Source organism: Kitasatospora sp. NPDC048194, assembly GCF_043202455.1.
Lineage (GTDB): Bacteria > Actinomycetota > Actinomycetes > Streptomycetales > Streptomycetaceae > Kitasatospora.
This window is the reverse complement of the sequence record NZ_JBIDAK010000005.1, coordinates 195,268-218,575: the sequence shown is the minus strand read 5'-3', so window position 1 is coordinate 218,575 and position 23,308 is coordinate 195,268. Positions and strand designations below refer to the sequence as shown.

29 protein-coding genes are annotated in these 23,308 nt (G+C 74.0%); 6 read left to right on the top strand and 23 right to left on the bottom strand.

Going from position 1 to position 23,308, the window contains the following annotated elements; all coding sequences use genetic code 11:
* Positions 1-29: 29 nt before the first annotated feature.
* The 15 genes from ACGF07_RS09590 to hisI all read right to left on the bottom strand — a co-directional run bounded on the left by ACGF07_RS09590 (position 30) and on the right by hisI (position 11,967).
* The gene (locus tag ACGF07_RS09590; RefSeq protein WP_392897062.1) at positions 30-752 is read right to left on the bottom strand and encodes a VIT1/CCC1 transporter family protein; all 723 of its coding nucleotides are present in this window, start codon (positions 750-752) and stop codon (positions 30-32) included.
* A 151-nt stretch (positions 753-903) separates the two neighbouring features.
* Positions 904-1,995 (bottom strand): prolipoprotein diacylglyceryl transferase, encoded by a 1,092-nt coding sequence (lgt, locus tag ACGF07_RS09585; protein ID WP_392896922.1) that lies wholly within the window; start codon positions 1,993-1,995, stop codon positions 904-906.
* A 130-nt stretch (positions 1,996-2,125) separates the two neighbouring features.
* On the bottom strand, positions 2,126-2,989 hold the full coding sequence (locus ACGF07_RS09580) for a DsbA family protein (protein ID WP_392896920.1): 864 nt from the start codon (positions 2,987-2,989) through the stop codon (positions 2,126-2,128).
* 112 nt (positions 2,990-3,101) lie between these two features.
* Complete coding sequence (locus ACGF07_RS09575; RefSeq protein WP_392896918.1) at positions 3,102-3,620, bottom strand: MauE/DoxX family redox-associated membrane protein; 519 nt, start codon at positions 3,618-3,620, stop codon at positions 3,102-3,104.
* A 138-nt stretch (positions 3,621-3,758) separates the two neighbouring features.
* The gene (locus tag ACGF07_RS09570) at positions 3,759-4,004 is read right to left on the bottom strand and encodes a hypothetical protein (RefSeq protein ID WP_350743807.1); all 246 of its coding nucleotides are present in this window, start codon (positions 4,002-4,004) and stop codon (positions 3,759-3,761) included.
* Between the two features lie 252 nt (positions 4,005-4,256).
* Positions 4,257-5,096, bottom strand: coding sequence for a tryptophan synthase subunit alpha (gene trpA / locus ACGF07_RS09565; RefSeq protein ID WP_392896916.1), 840 nt, complete (start codon positions 5,094-5,096; stop codon positions 4,257-4,259).
* A gap of 2 nt (positions 5,097-5,098) precedes the next feature.
* Positions 5,099-6,349, bottom strand: a complete 1,251-nt coding sequence (trpB, locus tag ACGF07_RS09560; RefSeq protein ID WP_392896914.1) for a tryptophan synthase subunit beta — start codon at positions 6,347-6,349, stop codon at positions 5,099-5,101.
* Between the two features lie 52 nt (positions 6,350-6,401).
* Positions 6,402-6,551 (bottom strand): tryptophan biosynthesis modulator TrpM, encoded by a 150-nt coding sequence (trpM, locus tag ACGF07_RS09555; RefSeq protein WP_392896912.1) that lies wholly within the window; start codon positions 6,549-6,551, stop codon positions 6,402-6,404.
* Positions 6,552-6,561: 10 nt separating this feature from the next.
* Positions 6,562-7,368, bottom strand: coding sequence for an indole-3-glycerol phosphate synthase TrpC (gene trpC / locus ACGF07_RS09550; RefSeq protein WP_350741260.1), 807 nt, complete (start codon positions 7,366-7,368; stop codon positions 6,562-6,564).
* 262 nt (positions 7,369-7,630) lie between these two features.
* Positions 7,631-8,071 carry a DUF2752 domain-containing protein gene (locus tag ACGF07_RS09545; protein ID WP_350741262.1) on the bottom strand — a complete coding sequence of 147 codons (441 nt, stop codon included), beginning with the start codon at positions 8,069-8,071 and terminating at the stop codon, positions 7,631-7,633.
* Between the two features lie 150 nt (positions 8,072-8,221).
* Positions 8,222-8,497 (bottom strand): HGxxPAAW family protein, encoded by a 276-nt coding sequence (locus ACGF07_RS09540; protein WP_350741264.1) that lies wholly within the window; start codon positions 8,495-8,497, stop codon positions 8,222-8,224.
* Between the two features lie 297 nt (positions 8,498-8,794).
* Entirely contained in the window at positions 8,795-9,385 is a 591-nt protein-coding gene (locus ACGF07_RS09535) for a TIGR02234 family membrane protein (RefSeq protein ID WP_392896909.1), read from the bottom strand.
* Positions 9,382-9,873, bottom strand: coding sequence for a Uma2 family endonuclease (locus ACGF07_RS09530; RefSeq protein WP_350741268.1), 492 nt, complete (start codon positions 9,871-9,873; stop codon positions 9,382-9,384). Before ACGF07_RS09530 ends, ACGF07_RS09535 begins: the two co-directional genes overlap by 4 nt.
* 123 nt (positions 9,874-9,996) lie before the next feature.
* Complete coding sequence (locus ACGF07_RS09525) at positions 9,997-11,520, bottom strand: anthranilate synthase component I (protein ID WP_392896907.1); 1,524 nt, start codon at positions 11,518-11,520, stop codon at positions 9,997-9,999.
* 75 nt (positions 11,521-11,595) lie between these two features.
* Entirely contained in the window at positions 11,596-11,967 is a 372-nt protein-coding gene (gene hisI / locus ACGF07_RS09520) for a phosphoribosyl-AMP cyclohydrolase (RefSeq protein WP_350741272.1), read from the bottom strand.
* Positions 11,968-12,089: 122 nt separating this feature from the next.
* Between hisI and ACGF07_RS09515 the strand changes: the two genes are divergently transcribed.
* From ACGF07_RS09515 to ACGF07_RS09505, 3 genes are all read left to right on the top strand, one after another.
* A complete protein-coding gene (locus ACGF07_RS09515) occupies positions 12,090-12,662 on the top strand; it encodes a hypothetical protein (RefSeq protein WP_392896905.1) in 573 nt (190 codons plus the stop codon).
* A gap of 73 nt (positions 12,663-12,735) precedes the next feature.
* Positions 12,736-13,380, top strand: coding sequence for a TIGR03085 family metal-binding protein (locus tag ACGF07_RS09510; protein ID WP_392896904.1), 645 nt, complete (start codon positions 12,736-12,738; stop codon positions 13,378-13,380).
* A gap of 249 nt (positions 13,381-13,629) precedes the next feature.
* A complete protein-coding gene (locus ACGF07_RS09505; protein ID WP_350741279.1) occupies positions 13,630-14,409 on the top strand; it encodes a VOC family protein in 780 nt (259 codons plus the stop codon).
* Positions 14,410-14,471: 62 nt separating this feature from the next.
* Here the strand turns inward: ACGF07_RS09505 and hisF are convergent, their stop codons facing one another.
* From hisF to hisD, 8 genes are read right to left on the bottom strand one after another with little or no spacing between them, the layout of a single operon-like run.
* Positions 14,472-15,242, bottom strand: a complete 771-nt coding sequence (gene hisF / locus ACGF07_RS09500) for an imidazole glycerol phosphate synthase subunit HisF (protein ID WP_392896902.1) — start codon at positions 15,240-15,242, stop codon at positions 14,472-14,474.
* A complete protein-coding gene (locus tag ACGF07_RS09495) occupies positions 15,239-15,670 on the bottom strand; it encodes a Rid family hydrolase (protein ID WP_350741283.1) in 432 nt (143 codons plus the stop codon). The genes hisF and ACGF07_RS09495 overlap by 4 nt, the downstream gene beginning before the upstream one ends.
* A complete protein-coding gene (priA, locus tag ACGF07_RS09490) occupies positions 15,667-16,389 on the bottom strand; it encodes a bifunctional 1-(5-phosphoribosyl)-5-((5-phosphoribosylamino)methylideneamino)imidazole-4-carboxamide isomerase/phosphoribosylanthranilate isomerase PriA (RefSeq protein ID WP_350741285.1) in 723 nt (240 codons plus the stop codon). Before priA ends, ACGF07_RS09495 begins: the two co-directional genes overlap by 4 nt.
* Before the next feature lie 20 nt (positions 16,390-16,409).
* Positions 16,410-17,045, bottom strand: a complete 636-nt coding sequence (hisH, locus tag ACGF07_RS09485; protein ID WP_350741287.1) for an imidazole glycerol phosphate synthase subunit HisH — start codon at positions 17,043-17,045, stop codon at positions 16,410-16,412.
* A gap of 30 nt (positions 17,046-17,075) precedes the next feature.
* Positions 17,076-17,228 (bottom strand): hypothetical protein, encoded by a 153-nt coding sequence (locus tag ACGF07_RS09480; RefSeq protein ID WP_350741289.1) that lies wholly within the window; start codon positions 17,226-17,228, stop codon positions 17,076-17,078.
* Positions 17,225-17,818 (bottom strand): imidazoleglycerol-phosphate dehydratase HisB, encoded by a 594-nt coding sequence (gene hisB / locus ACGF07_RS09475; RefSeq protein ID WP_189915019.1) that lies wholly within the window; start codon positions 17,816-17,818, stop codon positions 17,225-17,227. Before hisB ends, ACGF07_RS09480 begins: the two co-directional genes overlap by 4 nt.
* Positions 17,819-17,824: 6 nt before the next feature.
* The gene (locus ACGF07_RS09470; RefSeq protein ID WP_392896898.1) at positions 17,825-18,925 is read right to left on the bottom strand and encodes a histidinol-phosphate transaminase; all 1,101 of its coding nucleotides are present in this window, start codon (positions 18,923-18,925) and stop codon (positions 17,825-17,827) included.
* The gene (hisD, locus tag ACGF07_RS09465) at positions 18,922-20,229 is read right to left on the bottom strand and encodes a histidinol dehydrogenase (protein WP_392896896.1); all 1,308 of its coding nucleotides are present in this window, start codon (positions 20,227-20,229) and stop codon (positions 18,922-18,924) included. The genes ACGF07_RS09470 and hisD overlap by 4 nt, the downstream gene beginning before the upstream one ends.
* A 91-nt stretch (positions 20,230-20,320) precedes the next feature.
* On the opposite strand from hisD, the gene ACGF07_RS09460 reads away from it, so the two are divergent.
* The 3 genes from ACGF07_RS09460 to ybaK all read left to right on the top strand — a co-directional run bounded on the left by ACGF07_RS09460 (position 20,321) and on the right by ybaK (position 23,276).
* Complete coding sequence (locus ACGF07_RS09460) at positions 20,321-21,898, top strand: oxidoreductase (RefSeq protein ID WP_392896895.1); 1,578 nt, start codon at positions 20,321-20,323, stop codon at positions 21,896-21,898.
* Between the two features lie 140 nt (positions 21,899-22,038).
* Positions 22,039-22,767 (top strand): LON peptidase substrate-binding domain-containing protein, encoded by a 729-nt coding sequence (locus ACGF07_RS09455; RefSeq protein WP_350741297.1) that lies wholly within the window; start codon positions 22,039-22,041, stop codon positions 22,765-22,767.
* Between the two features lie 14 nt (positions 22,768-22,781).
* On the top strand, positions 22,782-23,276 hold the full coding sequence (gene ybaK, locus ACGF07_RS09450; protein WP_350741299.1) for a Cys-tRNA(Pro) deacylase: 495 nt from the start codon (positions 22,782-22,784) through the stop codon (positions 23,274-23,276).
* Positions 23,277-23,308: the final 32 nt, after the last annotated feature.

The following is a 23,308-nucleotide window of genomic DNA, read 5'->3' as shown; positions in this document are numbered from 1 at the left end:
TGCCCGGCATAATCATGCAGGGTTTCGGGTCATCCCACATGCCCGCCGATCAGCCAGCCGAGCAGGTACGTGACCCCGGCGGCGGCGCCGCCGAGGACCAGCTGTCGCACTCCGCTGAACCACCAGCTGCGCGCGGTGACCCGGGCCACCACCGCGCCGCAGGCGAACAGGCCGACCGCGGCGAGCAGCAGCGCGGGCAGCAGCGTGGTCGCGCCGAGCAGGTAGGGCAGCAGCGGCAGCAGCGCGCCGAGCGCGAAGCACAGGAACGACGAGCCCGCCGCGACCAGCGGCGAGGGCAGGTCGTTGGGGTCGACGCCCAGTTCCTCGCGGGCGTGGATCTCCAGCGCCAGTTCCGGGTCGCGGGACAGCTGCCGGGCCACCTCATGGGCGAGGTCCGGGTCGACCCCGCGGGAGACGTACAGCTGCGCCAGCTCGGCCAGCTCGCCGTGCGGGTTGCGGCTCAGCTCCAGCCGCTCGGCCTCGATCTCGGCCTGCACCAGCTCCCGCTGCGAGGCCACCGAGGTGTACTCCCCCGCCGCCATCGAGCAGGCACCGGCCGCCAGGCCGGCGAGTCCGGTGAGGATCACCGTGCCGTTGGACGCCGCACCGCCGACCACTCCGGTCATCAGGGCGAAGTTGGACACCAGGCCGTCCACGGCACCGAACACCGCGGGCCGCAGCCAGCCGCCGTTGACGTCCCGGTGGTGGTCCGCCGCGGGTATCCGCGGGTGCTGGGCCGGTTCGGCTTCCAGGGTGGTCGTACTCACGGTTCTTCCCCTCCGTCTTCGTTCGTCGCCTCGACCGTAGCCCGCGTGACCTGGGCATTTCCAGCAAAGTAAGGCTGTCCGAACAGCACTGAGGCCACCCTTCGCAAGGGTGGCCTCAGTCGGGTGAAGTCCCTGGTCAGATCGGGTTCTCGGCGTCCTCGCGGCCCTTGCCGGCCTGCTCGGCGACGGCGGTGGCCGGTTCGGCCGAGGTCTTTTCGTCCAGGGGCTGAGACGGTTCCGGGCCGGCCGCCCGGCGCTCGGCCTGCGTCCCGCCGGCGCCGTCCGCCGTGGCGGCGGCCCGGTTCCCGGCCTTGCCGCCGTTCTTGCCGTCGGCCCCGCCCGCCGCCTCGGCCACCGGCTCGTCAGCCGCTTCGTCCGCCGAGCCGGGCACCGGCTCGTGCGCCGCCGGGTCGATGCTCGCCGGGTCCTCGCGGCCGGGCCGCTTCCTGCCGACGATCACGAAGTACGCCACGGCCCCGATGAACACCACGATCGAGGTCCAGTCGTTCAGCCGCAGGCCGAAGTAGACGTGCGCCTCGTCGATCCGCAGCCACTCGGTCCAGAACCGGCCCACCGTGTACGCGGCCACGTACAGCGCGAAGGCCCGGCCGTGGCCCAGCTTGAACCGGCGGTCCGCCCAGATCACCAGCAGCGCGACGGCCACGTCCCAGATCGACTCGTACAGGAAGGTGGGGTGGAAGACGCCGTTGACGACCGTGCCGTCGGGCAGCGTCTTGTGGATCTCCAGGCCCCACGGCAGCGTGGTCGCCCGCCCGTACAGCTCCTGGTTGAAGTAGTTGCCCCAGCGGCCCAGCGCCTGCGCCAGCGCGATGCCGGGCGCGATGGCGTCCGCGTACGCGGGCAGCGGCACGCCCCGGCGGCGGCAGCCGATCCAGGCGCCCACCGCGCCCAGCGCGACCGCGCCCCAGATCCCGAGGCCGCCCTCCCAGATCTTGAAGGCGTTCCAGGGGTTCTTCCCCTCGGCGAAGTACAGCTGGTGGTCGGTGATCACGTGGTACAGCCGGCCGCCGACCAGGCCGAACGGCACGGCCCAGACGGCGATGTCCCCGACGGTGTGCTTGGCACCGCCCCGGGCGACCCAGCGCTTGCTGCCGAGCCAGACGGCGACGACGACACCGAGGATGATGCAGAAGGCGTAGGCGCGCAGCGGGATCGGTCCGAGGTGGAGGACGCCCCGCGACGGGCTGGGAATGTAGGCGATATCCATGGCGGTTCCGACGCTACAGGGTCCGACGCCCCGGTCGGACACCCCTGGGGTCACAGAAGCCGAACAACGGGCCCTGCGCTCGCGCCCCCGCCCCTTCCGGACGGGGCGGGGGCGGGGGCGGCGCGGGTGCTCAGCCGGCGGCGGGCGACGGGTTGTTGGCCTCCGAGGCGGTGCTGGTCGGGGCCGGGGACTGGCCGTGGGAGCCGGCCGTGCCCAGTTGCTTGCCCTGGTTCGCGGCGTCCACCCACTTCACCAGGTTCGCCGGGGTGATCTCCTCGTCGCCGTTCTTCGGGTAGACCGACTGGCCGTTGAGCAGCACGGTCGGGGTGGACTTGTAGCTGGACTTGTCGAAGTCCTGCTGCACCGCGGACACCCAGCCGCCGTACTTGTTGTCGTTGACGCAGGCCTGGAAGGCCGGGGTGTCCAGTCCGTCGACCTGCTTCGCGAGGTTGAGCAGGACGGCCTTGTCGCCGAAGGCGTCGTTGGTCTCGTCCGGCTGGTTGCGGTACAGCACGTCGTGGAAGTCGCGGAAGTGTCCGGCGTCCTGGGCGCAGGCGAGCGCGTTGGCGCCGGTCTTGGAGCCCTTGCCGGGCACCGCCCGGTCGATGAACGAGACGACGTGGACGTGGGCGGTGACCTTCCCGGTGTCCTCCAGCTGGTCGATGGTGGAGGAGAACTCGCGCTCGAAGATCCCGCAGGCGGGGCAGCGCGGGTCCTCGTACACCGTCAGGACGGAGGGCGCGTTGCTCGCGCCGACCGGGATGACCAGGTTCTTGTCGCCGATGGTCCCGGCCGGGGCGGCGGTCGGGGTCTCCGGCTTGGAGCGCTGGTCCTGCACCACGATGCCGGCGATCACGGCGGCGGCGATCACCGCGAGCACGGCACCGCCCGCGATCAGCTTCTTCCTGCGCTTGGAGGTGGCCTCCTCGGCCGCCCGCTGCGCCAGCATCCGCTCGCGGGCGGTGCGCTTGCCTTCTCGGTTCTTCTCGCTCATTGCCTTGACATCCACGGTCGGGGAGCCTTCGTCGGGTGCGGGAGTGGGGGGCTGGAGTGGGGGGGGCGGGTCGGAGCAGGGGGCGGGTCGGGGCAGGGGGCGGGCCGGGCGGTCAGCCGGCCAGCCAGCCGTCGGCCGAGAGCCGGGTGCGCGGCCGCCAGAGCAGCCAGCCGGCCAGCAGCAGGAACCCGGTGTCGCGCAGGATCTCCTGGAGGTACTCGGTCTGCGAGGCGTCGACGTGCCCGCCGCCGCCGAAGCAGCCGCAGTCGATCGAGATGCCGCGCGCCCAGGCCGAGGCGATCCCGGCGATGAAGGTGAGCAGCAGCAGCGCGGAGACCCCGGCGACGAGGCGGACGCCGAGTCCGACCACCAGCAGCACGGCGAGCGCCAGCTCCAGGAACGGCAGGCCGTAGCCGATCGGCTTGACCAGGCCCTCGGGCAGGATCTCGTAGGCGCGGACGGCCTGGGCCGCCTCCGCCGGGTCGGCGATCTTGGCCAGTCCGGCCCAGCCCCAGACCACCGCGAGGCCGAGCCGGACGGCGAGGCCGAACCACTCGCTCCAGGCGGGCACCGGCCGCCGAGCCGTCGGTGCGGGCGCCGGGTCGCCGGACTGCGCTGCCGGGCCGGCCATCAGGGAACCCCCCTCGGGATACTCGTTCACTTCCTGACGAACCGTAGGGGAGGGAGGGGGGTTCCTCCGCTTTCGCGAATTAAGCCTCATGGGTGACGCAACACGGTGTTCCGTCCGATTCGGGAGAACACCCGTGCGTCAGTGGCAGCCCGGCATCCGCCCCGGGTCGAACGGCTCGGGGCGCCCCTCGTGCGGTGTCCGGGCGGCCCGCTCGGCCGCGTCCCACCGCGCTGCCTCCGCGCAGGCGACCGCCTCCCGTTCCGCCCGCTCGGCGCCGCGCTTGGCCAGCGCCTGCCCGACCTCGGTGTGCGCGCCGACGGCGGCGCCCAGAGCCAGCGCGGCGGCCGCCGCCCGCAGCAACACGGCCCGATGAAGACCAGCCACCGACTCACCCCTTCGCCCGCTCGGCACCCCGTGCACGTCGTTCATGCACTCGTCCCTCCACTCAACGCCGGTCAACCCCGGCTGGTGCGTGTCGCCGCCGCTGTTCACTCGTTCGGGGCTGCTGCAGGCTGACGGCCGGTCATCCGGGCACGAAAAAAGGTGGCGGTCCGCCACCCCGAGAGGGTGGCGGACCGTCACCTCGTCCACGTGCCGGCGCCAGGGCGCCGGGCAGCCGGCGCCGGGCGCCAGGCGTCAGCGCCTGCGCACGCCCGCGGCCAGTTCGCCCGCCAGCGCGCGCACCGCGTCCAGGGCCGCGGCCTCGTCGTCGCCCGCGTCCAGGATCCGCTTCACGAAGGCCGACCCGACGATCACGCCGTCCGCGAACCGGGCGACCTCGGCCGCCTGCGCGGCGTCGGACACGCCGAGGCCGACGCAGACCGGCAGGTCGGTGGTGGCCCGGGTGCGGGCGACCAGGTCCTCGGCCAGCGAGCCGACCGCCGAGCGGGTGCCGGTCACGCCCATCACGGCGGCCGCGTAGACGAAGCCGCTGCCCGCCGCGGTGACCTCGGCGAGCCGGGCGTCCTTGCTGCTGGGGGCGACCACGAACACGGTGTCCAGCCCGTGCGCGTCCGCCGCCTTGCGCCACTCCTCGGACTCCTCCACCGGCAGGTCCGGCAGGATGCAGCCCGCCCCGCCCGCCGCGGCCAGGTCGGCCGCGAAGCGCGCCGCGCCGTAGCGGTCGACCGGGTTCCAGTACGTCATGACCAGCACCGCCGTGCCGGGGTGCGCCGCGGCGACCTCCTGGACGGTGCGCAGCACGTCCTTGATCCGCACACCGCCGCGCAGCGCGATGTCGTCGGCGGTCTGGATGACCGCGCCGTCCAGGACCGGGTCGGAGTGCGGCAGGCCGATCTCGACGACGTCGCAGCCGCCCTCGATCAGCGCCTTGACGGCCCGGATGCCGCCGTCGACGGTCGGGAAGCCGGCCGGCAGGTAGCCGATCAGCGCGGCGCGGCCCTCGGCCCTGGCGGCCGCCAGGCTGCCACTGAGCTTGCCGGCGCCGGGCTTGGCGGCGTTGAGGTTCGAAGCCATGGTCACTTACCCCCGTCGGCCGCGTCGCCGGCCGGCTCGTCGTACAGCCCGAAGTACTGGGCCGCGGTGTGCATGTCCTTGTCGCCGCGCCCGGAGAGGGAGACCAGGATGGTGGCCTCCGGCCCGAGCTCGCGGCCCAGCTCCAGGGCGCCGGCGAGCGCGTGGGCGCTCTCGATGGCCGGAATGATGCCCTCGGTGCGGGACAGCAGCCGCAGGGCCTGCATCGCGGCGTCGTCGGTGACGGGGCGGTACTCGGCCCGGCCGGTGTCCTTCAGCCAGGCGTGCTCCGGGCCGACGCCCGGGTAGTCGAGGCCGGCCGAGATGGAGTGCGACTCGATGGTCTGGCCGTCCTCGTCCTGGAGGACGTAGGTGCGGGAGCCGTGCAGCACGCCCGGGTCGCCCTTGGTGAGGGTGGCCGCGTGCTTGGGGGTGTCGGCGCCCTCGCCGGCCGCCTCGCAGCCGATCAGCCGCACGCCGGCGTCCGGGATGAACTCGTGGAAGATGCCCATCGCGTTGGAGCCGCCGCCGACGCAGGCGACGACGGCGTCGGGCAGCCGCCCGGTGCGGTCCAGCACCTGCTGCCGGGCCTCGGCGCCGATGACCCGGTGGAAGTCGCGGACCATCATCGGGAAGGGGTGCGGCCCGGCGACGGTGCCGAACAGGTAGTGGGTGGAGTCGACGTTGGCGACCCAGTCGCGGAAGGCCTCGTTGATGGCGTCCTTGAGGGTGCGGCTGCCGGACTTGACGGCCACCACCTCGGCGCCGAGCATCCGCATCCGGGCGACGTTGAGCGCCTGGCGCTCGGTGTCGACCTCGCCCATGTAGATGGTGCAGTCGAAGCCGAACAGCGCGCAGGCGGTGGCGGTGGCCACCCCGTGCTGACCCGCGCCGGTCTCGGCGATGATCCGGGTCTTGCCCATGCGCTTGGTGAGCAGCGCCTGGCCCAGCACGTTGTTGATCTTGTGCGAGCCGGTGTGGTTCAGGTCCTCGCGCTTGAGCAGGACGCGGGCGCCGCCCGCCTCGGCGGAGAAGCGGTGCACGTCGGTCAGCGGGCTGGGACGGCCGGTGTAGTCCTTCAGCAGCGCGTCGAGTTCGGCGGTGAAGGCCGGGTCGGCCTTGGCCTTCTCGTACTCCTCGGCGACCTGCTCGACCGCGGCGACCAGCGCCTCGGGGATGAAGCGGCCGCCGTACGCGCCGAAGTAGCCGCGTGCGTCCGGCACCTGGGCGCCGGGCAGGTAGTCCTTCTCGGACATGGTGGATTCCCTCGGGGAGATGTGGATGACGGTGACGTCCGATCGGCTGGGTTCAGCCGAGCGCCACGCGCCATCGCCGCCCCGGCACCTGCCCCGGCTCGCAGCCGATCACGTACCGCACCCGACGCCCCAGCACCCGGCGTGCGGGCGCGCGGCAGCCGCGCGGGCGGCAGCCGGGGGCGAGTCGGGTGGAGATCTTCATCGGGCCGCGATCAGTCCTTGTGCCGGACGGCCGGGTGGGTCCCGGCCGCGACCAGGTCGGCCACGGCGGCCCGCGGGTCCTTGCCGGTCACCAGGGACTCCCCGACCAGGACGGCGTCGGCGCCCAGGTTGGCGTAGTTGATCACGTCGAGCGGGCCGCGCACGCCGGACTCCGCCACCCGCACGATGCCGTCCGGGATGGCGTGCACGACGTTCTCGAAGGTCCTGCGGTCCACCTCGAGGGTCTTGAGGTTGCGGGCGTTGACGCCGATGATCCGTGCGCCGGCGTCCACCGCGCGCTTGATCTCCTCCTCGTCGTGCGCCTCCACCAGCGGCGTGAGGCCGATCGACTCGGCGCGCTCGATCAGCGACACCAGGGCCGACTGGTCGAGGGCGGCGACGATCAGCAGGGCGAGGTCGGCGCCGTGCGCGCGGGCCTCCCACAGCTGGTACGCGGTGACGATGAAGTCCTTGCGCAGCACCGGGGTGTCCACGGCGGCGCGCACGGCGTCCAGGTCGGCCAGCGACCCGCCGAAGCGGCGCTGTTCGGTCAGCACGCTGATCGCGGCGGCGCCACCGGCCGCGTAGTCGCGTGCCAGGGCGGCCGGATCGGCGATCGCGGCCAGCGCGCCCTTCGACGGGCTGGAGCGCTTGACCTCGCAGATCACCCGCACCCCGTCGCCCTTGAGGGCGGCGACGCCGTCCTTGGCCTCCGGGGCCTTGGCCGCGAGCTCCTTCAGCTCGTCCAGGGAGACCCGGGTCTGCCGCTCGGCGAGGTCCTCGCGGACCCCTTCGATGATCGAGTCGAGCACACTCACTCAGGAGCCCCCATCGTTTCTGCCAGTTCGCTCGTCCGAGCCGGAAGACGGGCTCGGGCCCGTCCGCTCTTCGATGGTATCGGCACCCGATGGGACGCGGCGCATCCGCCCGGGCCGCGTCTCGCGGACCGGGACCGCCCGTCCGGCCGCTGACCAGCGCGGCTCCCTCCGGAGCTCGCGGCCGGGGCGGCGCTGCCCGCCGAGGCTGTGCGCCTTGGTTCGGAAGGGCCGGGCGGCCCCGCGCGGAACGGCTGCGGAGCGCTCAGAACGGCTGCGGCGCCAGCCCCGCGCCGACCGGGAGGTTGCGCACCACCGCGAACACCAGCACCAGCAGCAGGATCAGCGCCCACCGCCGCGCCCCGACGGAGACCCGCGGCGACGCTCCGCCGGTCAGCGCGGCCCAGCCCCAGCGCAACCAGAGCACCGCCAGGACGCCGAACAGCAGCACCGCGACGGCGTTGTCATGCAGGGCACCGGTGAGGTCGCCGCGGGTCAGCGCGTGGACGCAGCGCAGGCCCCCGCAGCCGGGGCACCACCAGCCGGTGGCCGTCAGGAAGGGGCAGTCGGGGTAGTGCCCGGGGGCGTTCGGGTCCACCACGGCGACGTACGCGGTGGGGAGGGCCGCCGCCGCCAGCGCGGCCAGCGGCGGGCCCAGCCGGCGCAGCACGGGCGGCGGGGCGGAGGCGGTGGGGGCGGCGTTCACGCCCCGATTGTGCCCGCGCCGGGCCCGGACAGAACGAAACGGCGGGCGTGGCGCGCCCGCCGTTCGGTTGTGCGAAAAGGGTCCGGCCGCCGAGGGGCCCGCGAGGGGCGGTACCCCGTCGTCAGGCAGCGGCGGCCTCGCGGCCCGTCGTCAGGCGGCGACGACCTCGCGGCCCTCGAGGGCCGCCTTGCGGGCCTCGACCTGCTCCTCGACCGAGGTGTACACGTTGGTGCTCGCCTGCTTGCCCATGCCCGCCATCGACATGGCCTTGCCGACGATGCCGCCGACCAGGACGACCGCCAGACCGGCGCAGACCAGCAGCGGCGACGGCAGGATCATCGCGACGCCCGCGATGCCGAAGCCGACGAAGGAGATGACGACGCCGGTCCAAGCGGCGGGGGTGTGGCCGTGTGCAGCTGCTGACATCGATGGTGCTCCTAGGCTCTCGGGGCCCGGCCGGGCCTGCGGGGCCGCCGGCGGGTTGACGGCATCCATTGTGCCGGGCCACACACGGGCGGCCCAAAGCGGGTGGCGGGTCTATCGCGTCACATGCGCGCAGGCGGGGCGGCCTCGGGGCGGCGGGTGGGGGTTCCCGGGGTTCCGGCGTTCCGGGGTTCCGGGGTTCCCGGGGTTCCGAAGGTTTCCCGGGGTTCCGAAGGTTTCCCGGGGTTCCGAAGGTTTCCCGGGGTTGCCGGGGTTCCAGGGGCCTCCCGGGGTCCCCGCCTATCCGGCGGTGGGATCCTCACCGCGGTCCAGCGCCTTCCACAGGTCGCCGGGGGTGTCGGTCCTCGCCGGGGCCTTGCGGGTGGGCGCCTCGTAACGGCTGCCCATGGCCGGCCAGCGACGGCCGTGGCGCAGGGTGATCAGCCCGGCCAGGGCCAGCAGCAGCCCGCCGGCCAGGGCGACCCAGGGCCAGGCGGTGTGCGAGACCTCGGTGGCCGCCGAGCCGGCCAGCGCCAGCCTGCCGGAGGCGGCGGAGTCCAGCGCCGCGGTGTCCGAGGCCCCGGCCACCGAGGCGGCGGCCGCGCCCAGCCCGGCCAGCAGGGTCAGCGCGCCGACCACCAGCCGGCCGACGCCGCGCACCGCGAACACCGCGACGGCCGCCGCCAGGCCCACCAGGGCCAGGCCGCCGGGCAGTTCCGAGATCCTGCCGCCGGTGACGGACACGTCCAGGGTGCCGGCCCGTCCCTCGGCCCAGATCCGTCCGGCCGCGGTCAGCACCAGCACGGCGCTCAGCACGGTCAGCAGCAGCATCACGCCGAGCGTGCGGCGGCCGGAGGCGGCGGGGGCGGGGGTGTGGTCTGCAGCGGTCACCCGTCCACTATCCCCCGGCCCGCACCCGGGTCCGTACCCGGGGTGGGGAACCCGTCCGTCCGCAGCACCGCCGTCCGGCCGTCGAGCGGCAAGAACAGGTCGTTGCCGAACGGCACCCGCTCGGCCTCCCGGTACACCCCGCCCGGATCCGGGGCGGTGTGCACCGTGCACACGGCCGCCGCGGGGTCGACCACCACGTACGACGGCACGCCGCTCTCCGCGCAGGCCCGCGCCCAGGCGTGGTCCCGGCCCGGGTGCGCCACCTCCAGCACCGCCTCGACGGCGGCCGCGCCGTACCGCCCGCGGGCGCCGCGGCCCGCCCCGGCGCGCAGCACCGCGAGGTCCGGGGCGATCGGGCCGGGCGCGGCCGGGCAGTCCACCGCCACGCCGGACAGCAGCCGGCCGGCGCCGGACAGCTGCTCGCCCAGCTGCACGGCGGCGTCGAACACGACCGCCCAGCGCAGCTCGTCGTAGGGAACCTCGGGCATCCCGGCCGCCTCCTCGTGCCTCAGGGCAGTTCCGGCCGGTGCGGTCCGGTCACGCGCTCCCGGCCAGGACCGGTTCCGGTCCGGCCGTCCCGGCCCGGACGGCTCCGGTCAGGACGGTTCCGGTCAGGACAGTTCCGGCTTCCGCAGCGTATTGGCGGTGGCGACGGCCCGCAGCACGGCGGCCGCCTTGTTGCGGCACTCGGTGTCCTCGCCGTGCGGGTCGGAGTCGGCGACGACGCCCGCGCCCGCCTGCACGTACGCGGTGCCGTCGCGCAGCACCGCGGTGCGGATCGCGATGGCGGTGTCCGAGTCCCCGGCGAAGTCCAGGTAGCCGACGCAGCCGCCGTACAGACCGCGCCGGGTGGGCTCCAGCTCCTCGATGATCCGCATCGCCCGGGGCTTGGGGGCGCCGGAGAGGGTGCCGGCCGGGAAGCAGGCCGTCAGCACGTCGAAGGCGGTCCGCCCGGGGGCGACCCTGCCGGTGACGGTCGAGACGATGTGCATGACGTGGCTGTACCGCTCGATGTGCATGAAGTCGACCACCTCGACGCTGCCCGGCTCGCACACCCGCCCGAGGTCGTTGCGGCCGAGGTCGACCAGCATCAGGTGCTCGGCCCGCTCCTTCGGGTCGGCGAGCAGCTCGGCGGCCAGCGCCGCGTCCTCCTGCGGGGTGGCGCCGCGGTGCCGGGTGCCGGCGATCGGGTGCAGCATCGCCTCGCCGTCGGTCACCTTCACCAGCGCCTCCGGGCTGGAGCCGACCACGTCGAAGCCGCCCTCGGCGCCGCCGTCCGGGCCGGGGAAGCGGAACAGGTACATGTACGGGCTGGGGTTCGTGGTGCGCAGCACCCGGTAGACGTCCAGCGCGGAGGCCGGGCAGGGCGCCTCGAAGCGCTGCGAGGGCACGACCTGGAAGGCCTCGCCGGCGCGGATCCGCTCCTTGATCTCCTCCACCGCGGCCCGGTACGGCTCGCCGCCGAACGGCGAGCGCACCTCGCCGGGGCCGGACGGGGTGAAGGTGGCCAGGCCCGGGTCGACCGGCTTGAGCAGGTCGGCCTCCATCGCGTCCAGCCGGGCGACGGCGTCCGCGTAGGCCTCGTCCACCCCGCTGGCCAGGTCGTTGTGGTTGACGGCGTTGGCGATCAGCAGCACCGTGCCGTCGACGTGGTCCAGCACGGCGAGGTCGGTGGCCAGCAGCATGGTCAGCTCGGGCAGCCGCAGGTCGTCGGGGTTGAGGTCGGGCAGCTTCTCCAGCCGGCGGACGATGTCGTAGCCGAGGTAGCCCACCAGGCCGCCGGTCAGCGGCGGCAGGCCGTCGTCGGCGTGCCGCGGGGTGTGCAGGGCCGCCAGGGCGGCGCGCAGCACCTCCAGCGGGTCGCCGGTGGTCGGGATGCCGACCGGCGGGGTGCCGAGCCAGCGGGCGCCGCCGTCCGCGTCGGCGGTCAGCGCGGCGGCGCTGCGCACGCCGACGAAGGAGTAGCGCGACCAGCTGCGGCCCTGTTCGGCGGACTCCAGCAGGAAGGTGCCGGGCCGCTCCTCGGCGAGGCTGCGGTAGAGGCCGATCGGGGTGATGCCGTCCGCGAGGAGCCTGCGGGTGACCGGGATCACCCGGGTGTCGACGGCGAGCTTGCGGAAGGCTTCGAGGTCCATGCGGGGCGGCACCTTCTGGAGTTGTGGACGGGGGGTGGGGGCGCCGGGCGGCGGAGAGCTGTCGGCGGGCGGCGGTCAGGCGAGCGGGAGCACGTCGGCGTCGAAGCAGGTGCGGTCGCCGGTGTGGCAGGCCGCGCCGGTCTGGTCGACCTTGACCAGCAGGGTGTCGCCGTCGCAGTCCAGCGCCACCGACTTGACCGCCTGCACGTGGCCGGAGGTGTCGCCCTTCACCCAGTACTCGCGGCGGCTGCGGCTCCAGTACGTGCAGCGGCCGGTGGTGAGGGTGCGGTGCAGCGCCTCGTCGTCCATCCAGCCGAGCATCAGCACCTCACCGGTGTCGTACTGCTGCGCGATGGCCGGGAGCAGGCCGTCCTCGGTGCGCTTGAGGCGGGCGGCGATCGCCGGGTCGAGGGCGGTGGTGCCGGGGGCGGCGGGTGTGGTGGACATGGGGCCATTGTGTCAGCCCGGCCCCGGCGGCCGGTCGGCCGAGTGGTTCGCAGGCGGTCCGTTCGGGGCGAGTTCGGCCAACCTCCTGCCGGACGGCCGCCGGGTGGGTCATCCTCGTGGCCATGACCTCCGAGCAGCCGCCGCCCGCAGCCGCCGCCACCCCGTCCCGGGGCCTGGTGATCACCGCCGTCGCCGTCCTCGCCGTGCTGCTCGCGGTGGTGGCCACCGTGCTGCTCTGGCCCGAGGACGGGAAGCCGGCCGCCGCCCCGCCCCCGCCCTCGGCGACCCCGACGCCCACCCCCACCCCCACGCCGACCCCCACCCCGAGCAAGCCGCAACCCCCGTACGCCTTCTTCCCGGTGGGCACCTGCTTCGACCACCCCCAGCTGAGCCCGGTGATCACCAAAGCCGAGGAACGCCCCTGCACCGGCGAGCACGACGGCGAGGCCATCGCCGACCTCAGGCTCCCCGACGGCCTGACCGGCGAGATCCCCATCGCCCTCGCCATGCGCGACGGCTGCAAGGACGCCGAAGCCACCGCCAAGGCCCACCAGACCGACGGCCGGACGTACTACCCCCGCCAGTTCGGCCCCGCCATGGCCAACTACCAGCAGGGCTGGCGCGACTACACCTGCACCCTCACCGCAGGCAGCAAACAGGGCGCCCCCAAGCTCACGGGGAAGCTCCACCCCTGAGGCTCCGTCCTCGAAACCCCCGCCTGCGGGGCGGACGACGGGAGTTGGCGGACGGGCCCCTAGGCTTGCGACCATGTCGAACCACGCCCTCGCCGAACGCCACCGCCTCGCGGAACTGCTCACCGCCGCAGGGCCGGACGCGCCCACCCTCTGCGCAGGATGGACCACCCGGGACCTCGCCGCCCACCTGGTGATCCGCGAGCGCCGCCCCGACGCGGCGGCCGGCATCCGGGTCGGCGCCCTGGCCGGCCGGACGAAGCGGGTGCAGGACCAGTACGCCGCCCGCCCGTACGAGGAGCTGGTCCGGCTCTTCCGCGCCGGGCCGCCGCTCCTCTCACCGTTCGCCCTGCCCGGTGCGGACGAAGTGGCCAACACCGTCGAGTACTTCGTCCACGCCGAGGACGTCCTGCGGGCCGGCGACGACTGGAGCGCCCGGTCCGTCCCGCCCGGCCGCGCGGAGGCCCTGTGGCGCCGCCTCCCGATGATCGCCCGCCTGGAGGCGGGCCGCCGCTCCCCCGTCCGCCTCACCCTGAGCCGCCCCGACGGCCGGTCCCTCACCGTCGGCCCGGCCGGCTCCCCGACCGTCCACCTCACCGGCGAGCCCGGTGAACTCGTCCTCTTCGCCTACGGCCGCGGCGCCCGCACCGCCCTCACCGTCGACGGCGCCCCGGACGCCGTCGAGGCCCTCCAGCACGTCCTGCCCCTGCCCGCGCGGTAGGGCGGAGCGGCGGGTCCCCTCCTCGGCGAGGGGCCCCGCCGGACTCCGGCGGTGTGATCGACGGTTCGACGGACGGTACCGCTGCCGGGCGGCCGGTCCCGGCCGGGACCGCAACCCGACGGCCGCAAGCCGGGCGCTCCCGGCTGCGGATGTCGGTGGCCCGGTGCAGACTCGCAGGTGGCCGAGGAGGGGCGCGGGTGCGCCCGGTGGGGCTGCCGCGGTCAGTTTCCGTCGAAGGGGCACCACCTCATGCTCACCACCGACTTCCCCGTCGGCTCGCCCTGCTGGATCGACCTGGGCAGCCCCGACATCAGGGCCACCGCCGGGTTCTACGGCAAGGTGTTCGGCTGGACGTTCCAGGAGATCCCGGACGCGATGGGTTACGGCTTCCTCCAGCTGGACGGGAGGACCGTCGGGGCGATCGGCCCGCTCGGCGCGGGCGACCGGTCGTCGTGGACGACGTACTTCCGCACCGCCGACGTGGACGCCACCGTCGGCGCCGCCACGGGTGCGGGCGGCCGGGTCCTGGTGCCGGCGGCGGACGTGATGGAGGAGGGCCGGATGGCCCAGCTCGCCGACCCGCAGGGGGCGCGGTTCGCGCTCTGGCAGGCCGGGAACACCGTCGGCCTGGACGTCGTCTCGGAGGACAACGCGCTGGTCTGGTCCGAGCTGCACACCTCCGACCCGGAGGCCGCCGTCGCGTACTACCGGCAGCTGTTCGGCTGGCGGGTGGAGAACTTCGAGCCGTCCCCGGGCATGAACTACCGGGTGGTCTCCACCGCCGAGGGCGACCAGCGGCAGACCGGCTTCGGCGGCATCGCCCCGACGATGTCCCCGGAGCAGCCCTCCGCCTGGACGCCGTACTTCGCCGCCTCCGACGTGGACGCACTGGTCGCGAAGGCGACGGCGGCCGGCGGTTCGGTGATGATGCCCGCCGAGGACGTCCCGAACGTCGGCCGGATCGCCTGGCTGGCGGACCCGAACGGCGCACCCTTCGCGCTGATCAAGGGCGAGCCGCAGGAGTCCTGAGCGCGGGCGCCCGGCGTCCGCGGGGAGCCGCCCCGCCGGGTGCCGGGCCGTCCGGGCGGCGGTCACCGCACCGGGTGGCCGGCCTCCCGGAGCGCGTCCTTGACCTCGCCGATCCGCAGGTCCCCGAAGTGGAAGACGCTGGCCGCGAGCACCGCGTCCGCGCCCGCCTCCACGGCCGGCGCGAAGTCGGCGAGCTTGCCCGCGCCGCCGGAGGCGATCACCGGCACCGAGACGGCCTTGCGCACCGCGCTGATCATCTCCAGGTCGTAGCCGTCCTTGGTGCCGTCCGCGTCCATCGAGTTGAGCAGGATCTCGCCCGCCCCGAGCTCGGCCGCGCGGCCGGCCCATTCGACGGCGTCCAGGCCGGTGCCCCGGCGTCCGCCGTGGGTGGTGACCTCGAAGCCGGACGGCGTCTGGGTGCCCTCGGGGCAGCGCCGGGCGTCCACGGAGAGCACCAGCACCTGGCGCCCGAACCGCCGGGCGATCTCGCGGACCAGCTCCGGCCGGGCGATCGCCGCGGTGTTGACGCCGACCTTGTCGGCGCCGGCCCGCAGCAGCTTGTCCACGTCCTCGACGGCGCGGATGCCGCCGCCGACGGTGAGCGGGATGAACACCTGCTCGGCGGTGCGGCGGACCACGTCGTAGGTGGTCTCGCGGTCGCCGGAGGAGGCGGTGATGTCGAGGAAGGTCAGTTCGTCGGCGCCCTCGGCGTCGTAGAGCTTGGCCATCTCGACCGGGTCGCCGGCGTCCCGCAGGTTCTGGAAGTTGACGCCCTTGACCACCCGCCCGGCGTCCACGTCGAGGCAGGGGATGACACGTACTGCGAGGGTCACGGCTGTTGGCCTTCCAGGGTCTTTGCCAGCCCGGCTCGGTACGCGTCGATCTCGACCTCGACCATCATCCGGGAGTCGATCAGGCCCTCGACCACCACCATGGTGGCCACCGGGCGTGCGGCGTCGAAGAGTTCGCGGTGGGCGCGGCCCACCTCCTCGGCGTCGCGGGCGTGGGTGATGTACATCCGGGTGCGGACCACGTCGTCCGCGGTCAGACCGTACGCGGCCAGGGCCTTGAGCCCGGCGCCGAACGCGGCGAGGGTCTGCTGGTACGGGTCCCCCTCGTGCTCGATCCGGCCGTCCACCCAGGGGGTGGAGCCGGCCACGTGCACGTGGTCGCCCGCGGCGACCGCCCGGGAGCAGCCGAACTCGTCCTCCCGGGGCGAGAATCCGCCGACCCTGCCGCGTACGATCCGGCCGTCCGTCATCCTGAAACCGCCTCCAGGGCCTCTTCGAGGGTGAACTTCTGCTCGTAGAGTGCCTTGCCCACGATGGCGCCCTCGACACCCTCGCCGACGAGCGTGGCGATGGCGCGCAGGTCGTCCAGCGAGGAGACGCCGCCGGAGGCGACGACCGGGCGGTCGGTGGCGGCGCAGACGTCGCGCAGCAGCTGGAGGTTGGGGCCGGTCAGGGTGCCGTCCCGGTTGACGTCGGTGACGACGTAGCGGGCGCAGCCCTCCTGGTCGAGGCGGGCCAGCACGTCGAAGAGCTGGCCGCCGTCGCGGGTCCAGCCGCGGCCGCGCAGGGTGGTGCCGACGACGTCGAGGCCGACGGCGATCCGGTCGCCGTGTTCGGCGATGGCCTTGGCGACCCACTCGGGGGCCTCCAGGGCGGCGGTGCCGAGGTTGACCCGGGTGCAGCCGGTGGCGAGGGCGCGGGCGAGCGACTCGTCGTCGCGGATGCCGCCGGACAGTTCGACCTTGAGGTCGAGCCGGCCGGTGACCTCGCGCAGCAGCTCGTAGTTGCTGCCCGTCCCGAAGGCGGCGTCCAGGTCGACCAGGTGCAGCCACTCGGCGCCGGCGTTCTGCCAGGCGAGGGCGGCGGCCAGCGGCTCGCCGAAGGAGGTCTCGGTGCCGGAGGCGCCCTTGACCAGGCGGACGGCCTGACCGTCCCGGACGTCGACGGCGGGCAGCAGTTCGAGGCTCATCAGTTGCAACTCTCAGACGGTCAGAGGGTGTTGACCCAGTTGGTCAGCAGGGCGGCGCCGGCGTCGCCGGACTTCTCGGGGTGGAACTGGGTGGCCCACAGCGGGCCGTTCTCCACGGCGGCGACGAACGGCTGCCCGTGGGTGGCCCAGGTGACCAGCGGCGGGCTGATCCGCGCGCTGTGGGTCTCCAGGTCCCAGTGCCGCACCCCGTAGGAGTGCACGAAGTAGAACCGGGTCCGCGGGTCCAGTCCGGCGAACATCCGGCTGCCCTCGGGCACGTCCACGGTGTTCCAGCCCATGTGGGGGACGACCGGGGCGTCCAGCGGCTCGACGGTGCCGGGCCACTCGTCGCAGCCGGCGGTCTCCACGCCGTGCTCGATCCCCTTCTCGAAGAGGATCTGCATGCCGACGCAGATGCCCATGACCGGCCGGCCACCGGCGAGCCGGCGGTCGATGATCCAGTCCCCGCGGACGGCCTTCAGCCCGCGCATGCAGGCCTCGAAGGCGCCCACGCCGGGGACGAGCAGGCCGTCCGCAGCCATCGCGGTGTCGTAGTCGGAGCTGACCGTGACGTTCGCCCCGGTCCGTTCCAGGGCGCGCTGCGCGGAGCGCAGGTTGCCGGAGCCGTAGTCGAGGACGACGACGTTCTTGCCCATGTTCAGGTGTCCAGTCTCTCTACGGCGGGTCTAGAGGCGCATGAGGCCGGAGGCCAGGCACATCACGGAGCCGAAGGCCAGCACCAGGATGACGCCCTTCGGCAGCTTCTGCTTCCAGAAGGAGATCACTCCGCCGGCCAGGAAGAGGCCGACGAACAGGAGGATCATCGCGGTCTTGCTCACAGCGCACCCTTGGTCGAGGGGAGGATTCCGGCCGCGCGCGGGTCGCGCTCGGCGGCGTAGCGCAGCGCCCGGGCCAGCGCCTTGAACTGGCACTCCACGATGTGGTGCGCGTTGCGTCCGTACGGGACGTGGACGTGCAGGGCGATCTGCGCCTGGGCGACGAAGGACTCCAGGATGTGCCGGGTCATCGTGGTGTCGTAGGCGCCGATCATCGGCGCCATGCCCTCGGGCTCGGTGTGCACCAGGTAGGGGCGGCCGGAGAGGTCCACGGTGACCTGGGCGAGCGACTCGTCCAGCGGCACCGTGCAGTTGCCGAAGCGGTAGATGCCGACCTTGTCGCCGAGGGCCTGCTTGAAGGCCGCGCCGAGGGCGAGGGCGGTGTCCTCGATGGTGTGGTGGGTGTCGATGTGCAGGTCGCCGTCGGTCTTGACGGTGAGGTCGAAGAGACCGTGCCGGCCGAGCTGGTCGAGCATGTGGTCGTAGAAGCCGACACCCGTGGAGATGTCGGTCTTGCCGGTGCCGTCGAGGTCTATCTCGACCAGGACGGAGGTCTCCTTGGTGGTGCGCTCGACGCGTCCGATGCGGGACATTCGGGGTTACAGCTCCTTGATCACGAATCGGACGGCGTCCAGGAAGGCGTCGTTCTCGGCGGGCGTGCCGGCGGTGACGCGCAGCCACCCCGGGACGCCGTTGTCACGGACCAGGACACCCCGGTCGAGGATGGCCTGCCAGACGGCGTGGGTGTCGGCGAAGCGGCCGAACTGGACGAAGTTCGCGTCCGAGTCGGTCACCTCCAGGCCCATCTCCCGCAGCGCGTCGACCAGCCGGTCGCGTTCGGCCTTGAGCCGTCCGACGTACCCGAGCAGGGTGTCGGTGTGCTCCAGGCAGGCCAGCGCGGTGGCCTGGGTGACGGCCGACAGGTGGTACGGCAGGCGCACCAGCTGGACGGCGTCGACCACGGCCGGGTCGGCGGCGAGGTAGCCCAGGCGCAGTCCGGCGGCGCCGAAGGCCTTGGACATGGTGCGGCTGACCACCAGGTGGGGGCGGCCCTCGATCAGCGGCAGCAGCGAGGGGCGGTGGGAGAACTCGACGTACGCCTCGTCGACGACCACCAGGCTGGGCCGGGCGGCCTGGGCGGCCTCGTAGAGGCGCAGCACGGTGTCGGCGTCGACGGCCGTGCCGGTGGGGTTGTTGGGCGAGCAGACGAAGACGACGTTCGGCCGGTGCTCGGCGATGGCCGCGACGGCGGCGTCCACGTCGATGGTGAAGTCGTCGCGCCGGGGGCCGGAGGTCCAGGCGGTGCCGGTGCCCCGGGAGATCAGCGCGTGCATGGAGTACGAGGGCTCGAAGCCCAGCGCGCTGCGGCCGGGGCCGCCGAAGGTCTGCAGCAGCTGCTGGAGCACCTCGTTGGAGCCGTTGGCGGCCCACACCTGCTGGCGGGTGACCGGGAAGCCGGTGGTGCGGGTCAGGTAGCCGGCGAGGCCCTCGCGCAGTTCGACCGCGTCCCGGTCGGGGTAGCGGTTCAGGCCGCGGGCGGCGTCGGCGACGCGCTCGGCGATCCGGGCCACCAGCTCCTCGGGGAGCGGGTACGGGTTCTCGTTGGTGTTCAACTGGACGGGGACGTCCAGCTGCGGCGCGCCGTACGGGGACTGGCCGCGCAGCTCGTCCCGGACGGGAAGGTCCTCACGTGCGGTCACGAGCCGGGAACCGTCCAATCGAACCGGGCCTTGATGGCGTCGCCGTGGCCGGGGAGGTCCTCGGCGTCGGCGAGGGCGACCACGTGGGCGGCGACGTCGGCCAGCGCGTCCCGGTCGTACTCGACGACCTGGACGCCGCGCAGGAAGGTCTGGACCGACAGCCCGGAGGAGTGGCAGGCGCAGCCGCCGGTGGGCAGCACGTGGTTGGAGCCGGCCGCGTAGTCGCCCAGCGAGACCGGGGTCCATCGGCCGATGAAGACCGCTCCCGCGTTGACGACCCGGGCGGCGACGGCGTGCGGGTCGCGGGTCTGGATCTCCAGGTGCTCGGCCGCGTACGCGTTGACCACGGCGAGGCCCTGGGTCAGGTCGTCGACCAGGATGATGCCGGACTGCCGGCCGCCCAGCGCCTCGGCGACCCGCTCGCTGTGCTTGGTCCTGGGGACCTGCACGGCCAGCTCGGCCTCGACGGCGTCGGCCAGCGCCGGGGAGTCGGTGACCAGCACCGAGCCGGAGGTGGGGCCGTGCTCGGCCTGGCTGATCAGGTCGGCGGCGACGTCGGAGGGCAGCGCGCTGTCGTCGGCGAGGACGGCGATCTCGGTGGGCCCGGCCTCGGAGTCGATGCCGATCCGGCCGGCGAACAGCCGCTTGGCGGCGGCCACGTAGATGTTGCCGGGCCCGGTGACCATGTTCACCGGCGCGCACTCCTCGGTGCCGAGGGCGAACATCGCGACCGCCTGGGCGCCGCCGACGGAGTAGACCTCCTCGACGCCGAGCAGCGCGCAGGCCGCCAGGATGGTCGGGTGGACGCGGCCGCCGAACTCGCGCTGCGGCGGGGAGGTGACCGCGATCCCCCGGACGCCCGCCTCCTGGGCCGGCACCACGTTCATCACCACGGAGGACGGGTAGACGGCCAGCCCGCCCGGCACGTAGAGCCCGACCCGCTCGACCGGCACCCAGCGCTGGGTGACCGTGCCGCCCGGCACCACCTGGGTGGTGTGCCCGGTGCGGCGCTGGTCGGCGTGCACGGCCCGGGCCCGGCGGATGGACTCCTCCAGCGCGGCGCGCACCTTCGGGTCCAGCGTCTCCAGGGCCTCGGTCAGCTGCTCGGCCGGGACACGGGTCGACTCCAGCCGGACGCCGTCGAAGCGCTCGGTGATCTCGATCAGCGCCGCGACCCCGCGATGGCGTACGTCCTCGGCGATCGGCCGCACCTTCTCCAGTGCGGCCGCCACGTCGAACTCGGCTCGGGGCAGCAGGTCACGCGGGTCGTCGAGCGAGCCGCGGAGGTCGATTCGAGAGATCACGCCACCCAGTGTAAGGAGTGGCCGGAACCGCTGGTCCCGCATTTCAGTCCGTGATACGAAAGGCGAGACGACCGGGGGGACGGGGGAAAGCATGGCGGATCGCGCTCCGGAGGGCTGGACGGACACGGAGCGGGAGCTCTGGGAGGCCTTCCGCCACGGGACCGTCTTCGACCGCCGCAGCGGCCGGTCCGCGACCGACGACCCCTACGGGGACGTCCCGTGGGGGCCCGAGCGGACGGTCAGCGCCGCGGCGCTCGCCCACCTGCTGCTGGCCGGCCCGGCGGCGGCGCCGGGAAGGGTCGCCTCGCTGCGGATGAGCGGGGTGGCCGTCACCGGCTCGCTCAACCTGGCCGGCGGCCGGATCCAGCAGTACGTCGAACTGCACGGCTGCCGCTTCGAGCACAAGGTGCTGATCTCCGAGGCCGAGGCCAGCACCATCCGGATGGTCGACTGCCTGGTCCCCCGGATCGAGGCCTCCCGGCTGACCACCACCGGCGACCTCCACCTGGCCCGCTGCCGGATCCCCGAGGGATTGCGGCTCACCGACGCCAAGATCGGCACCGACCTGCTGCTCAACCTCGCCGTCATCGGCTGCGACCGCTACGGCCGCGCCGTCTCCGCCGACGGGATGACCGTCCACCAGGACTTCGAGGCCGAACGCATCGAGGTGCTGGGCGAGTTGAGCATCCGCACCGCCCGGATAGGCGGTCGGCTGTCGCTGCGCGGCGCCCAGCTGCGCGCCGATCCGCAGAACGGCGTCTGCCTCAACGCCGTGCGGATCGTCGTCGGCCACACCCTCTACCTGACCAGTTCCGCCGACGACGGCTGGGCCGGCTCCCGCAGCTACTACGGCTCCGGCTACGGCCAGAACCCCCAGCCCGGCTCCTCCAACACGCCGTTCCGCGCCTACGGCCAGGTCCGGCTCTCCGACGCCCGCTTCGAGGCGGCCTGCCTGATCACCGGCGAATTCCACCTTGAGGGTGAGGACGAGCTCTCGCTGCGCCGCATCCACACGCCCGAGCTGCGCTTCACCTGCGCGATGCGCCCCACCGGCACGGTCTCGCTCTCCCGGGCCCGGGTCGGCAACCTGGTCGACATCCCCGAGGCCTGGCCGCTCGGCAAGCACCTGGGGCTGACCGGCTTCGTCTACGAGAACCTGCGCCCGGTCACGCCGTTCACCGTCCAGCAGCGGATCGCCTGGCTGGAGGGCTCCTCGGTGGACTTCCAGCCGGAGTCCTACGAGCAGCTCGCCGCCGCCCTGCGCCGCGACGGCGCCGACGACGACGCCCGCGAGGTGCTGTACGCCAAGCAGCGGCGCCGCCGGCAGACCCTGCCGCTGCCCTCCCGGATCTGGGGCCGGATCCAGGACGTCACGGTCGGTTACGGCTACCGCCCCGGCCGGGCGGGCCTGTGGCTGCTGCTCGCCTGGGCGCTCGGCAGCGCCTGGTTCGCCACCCACCGGCTGGAGCCGCTCAAGGCCGACGAGCAGCCGCACTGGAACCCGGTGCTGTACACCCTGAACCAGCTGCTGCCGATCGTCGACCTCAACCAGGGCGCCTGGAACCCTGGCGGCGCCGAGCAGTGGATCTCGGCCGGGCTGGTGCTGATCGGCTGGGTGCTCGCCTCCACGGTGGTGGCGGGCGCCACCCGGCTGCTGCAACGGGGCTGAACGGGTGAGCGCGCGGATGCGGGCCGGCCGGCGCGGCACCCGTCGCCGGCGTGCCCGGGCCGCCGGCGACGGCCCGCCGGAGCGGCTGACCGGTCAAACCGCGCGACACGGCCGGGGCCCGGGCAACTACGCTGTCCGCCGTGACAGAACGGCTGCCGCTCTTCCCGCTGACCACCGTGCTCTACCCGGGCCTCGTGCTGCCCCTGAACGTCTTCGAGGAGCGCTACCGCCGTCTCGTCGCCGACCTGCTCGAACAGCCCGAGGACGCGCCGCGCCGGTTCGGCGTGCTCGCCATCAAGGACGGCCGCGAGGTCGCCCCGGTCCGGCCCGAGGAGGGCCCGGCCGGGCCGCTCGACGGCCTGGGCACCGTCACCGGCGACCCGCTGGAGGCGCTGTTCCACATCGGCTGCGTCGCCGACGTCTCCTCCGTCCAGGAGCAGCCGGACGGCCGCTACGAGCTGCTGGTCACCGGCACCACCCGGTTCCGGCTGCGCTCGGTGACCGTCGCCGGCCCGTACCTGACCGGCGAGATCGAGCCGATCGAGGAGCAGCCCGGCGAGGGCTCCGGCGCCCTGGCCGCCGAGGTGGAGCGGGCCTTCCGGGTGTACCAGAAGCGCCTCGCCGGGGCCAAGGAGGCCAGCACCGTGGGCCGGCCGCAGCTCCCGGACGACCCCCAGGTGCTGTCCTACCTGGTCGCCGCCGCCTCGGTGTTCGAGACGCCGGTCAAGCAGCAGCTGCTCGCCTGCCCGGACACCGCCCAGCGGCTGCGCACCGAACTCGAGCTGCTGCGCCGCGAGAGCGCCGTGCTCAGCTGGCTCCCCTCGCTGCCCGCGGTCGACCTCACCCGCCAGTCCTTCAGCCCCAACTGACCCGAGGACCCCGCATGGCCAAGAAGACCAGGAAGGGCGGTCAGGGCACCCCGGCCACCGTCGCCCTGGAGACCGCCGCCGTTCCCTTCACCGTGCACGCCTACGACCACGACCCGGCCGCGGCCTCCTACGGCGGGGAGGCCGCCGAGGCGCTCGGCATCGCTCCGGAGCGGGTGTACAAGACCCTGGTCGCCGAGGTGGACGGCACCCTCACCGTCGGCGTGGTGCCGGTCGCCGGCCAGCTCGACCTCAAGGCGCTCGCCGCGGCCGTCGGCGGCAAGCGCGCCGCCATGGCCGACCCGGCCGCCGCCGAACGCAGCAGCGGCTACGTCCTCGGGGGCATCTCGCCGCTCGGCCAGCGCCGCCCGCTGCGCACGGTGGTCGACAGCAGCGCGCTCGGCCACCGGACGGTCTACGTGTCGGCGGGGCGCCGGGGCCTGGAGGTCGAGCTGGCCCCGGCCGACCTGATCACCCTGACGAAGGCCGACACCGCGCCGATCGCCCGGTAGGGCGCGCGCAGTCGACGGCGGACGGCGGACGG

What these genes read in the sequence shown, in the direction of transcription:
- ACGF07_RS09510 (WP_392896904.1), top strand. Translation starts at nt 12,736, where the DNA reads ATGTCGAACCACGCCCTCGCCGAACGCCACCGCCTCGCGGAACTGCTC.
- ACGF07_RS09505 (WP_350741279.1), top strand. Translation starts at nt 13,630, where the DNA reads ATGCTCACCACCGACTTCCCCGTCGGCTCGCCCTGCTGGATCGACCTG.
- trpA (WP_392896916.1), bottom strand. Translation starts at nt 5,096, where the DNA reads ATGGCTTCGAACCTCAACGCCGCCAAGCCCGGCGCCGGCAAGCTCAGT.
- ybaK (WP_350741299.1), top strand. Translation starts at nt 22,782, where the DNA reads ATGGCCAAGAAGACCAGGAAGGGCGGTCAGGGCACCCCGGCCACCGTC.
- trpM (WP_392896912.1), bottom strand. Translation starts at nt 6,551, where the DNA reads ATGAAGATCTCCACCCGACTCGCCCCCGGCTGCCGCCCGCGCGGCTGC.
- ACGF07_RS09515 (WP_392896905.1), top strand. Translation starts at nt 12,090, where the DNA reads ATGACCTCCGAGCAGCCGCCGCCCGCAGCCGCCGCCACCCCGTCCCGG.
- hisH (WP_350741287.1), bottom strand. Translation starts at nt 17,045, where the DNA reads ATGGGCAAGAACGTCGTCGTCCTCGACTACGGCTCCGGCAACCTGCGC.
- ACGF07_RS09540 (WP_350741264.1), bottom strand. Translation starts at nt 8,497, where the DNA reads ATGTCAGCAGCTGCACACGGCCACACCCCCGCCGCTTGGACCGGCGTC.
- trpB (WP_392896914.1), bottom strand. Translation starts at nt 6,349, where the DNA reads ATGTCCGAGAAGGACTACCTGCCCGGCGCCCAGGTGCCGGACGCACGC.
- hisI (WP_350741272.1), bottom strand. Translation starts at nt 11,967, where the DNA reads ATGTCCACCACACCCGCCGCCCCCGGCACCACCGCCCTCGACCCGGCG.
- hisB (WP_189915019.1), bottom strand. Translation starts at nt 17,818, where the DNA reads ATGTCCCGCATCGGACGCGTCGAGCGCACCACCAAGGAGACCTCCGTC.
- ACGF07_RS09580 (WP_392896920.1), bottom strand. Translation starts at nt 2,989, where the DNA reads ATGAGCGAGAAGAACCGAGAAGGCAAGCGCACCGCCCGCGAGCGGATG.
- lgt (WP_392896922.1), bottom strand. Translation starts at nt 1,995, where the DNA reads ATGGATATCGCCTACATTCCCAGCCCGTCGCGGGGCGTCCTCCACCTC.
- ACGF07_RS09530 (WP_350741268.1), bottom strand. Translation starts at nt 9,873, where the DNA reads ATGCCCGAGGTTCCCTACGACGAGCTGCGCTGGGCGGTCGTGTTCGAC.
- ACGF07_RS09495 (WP_350741283.1), bottom strand. Translation starts at nt 15,670, where the DNA reads ATGACGGACGGCCGGATCGTACGCGGCAGGGTCGGCGGATTCTCGCCC.
- ACGF07_RS09575 (WP_392896918.1), bottom strand. Translation starts at nt 3,620, where the DNA reads ATGGCCGGCCCGGCAGCGCAGTCCGGCGACCCGGCGCCCGCACCGACG.
- ACGF07_RS09525 (WP_392896907.1), bottom strand. Translation starts at nt 11,520, where the DNA reads ATGGACCTCGAAGCCTTCCGCAAGCTCGCCGTCGACACCCGGGTGATC.
- ACGF07_RS09460 (WP_392896895.1), top strand. Translation starts at nt 20,321, where the DNA reads ATGGCGGATCGCGCTCCGGAGGGCTGGACGGACACGGAGCGGGAGCTC.
- priA (WP_350741285.1), bottom strand. Translation starts at nt 16,389, where the DNA reads ATGAGCCTCGAACTGCTGCCCGCCGTCGACGTCCGGGACGGTCAGGCC.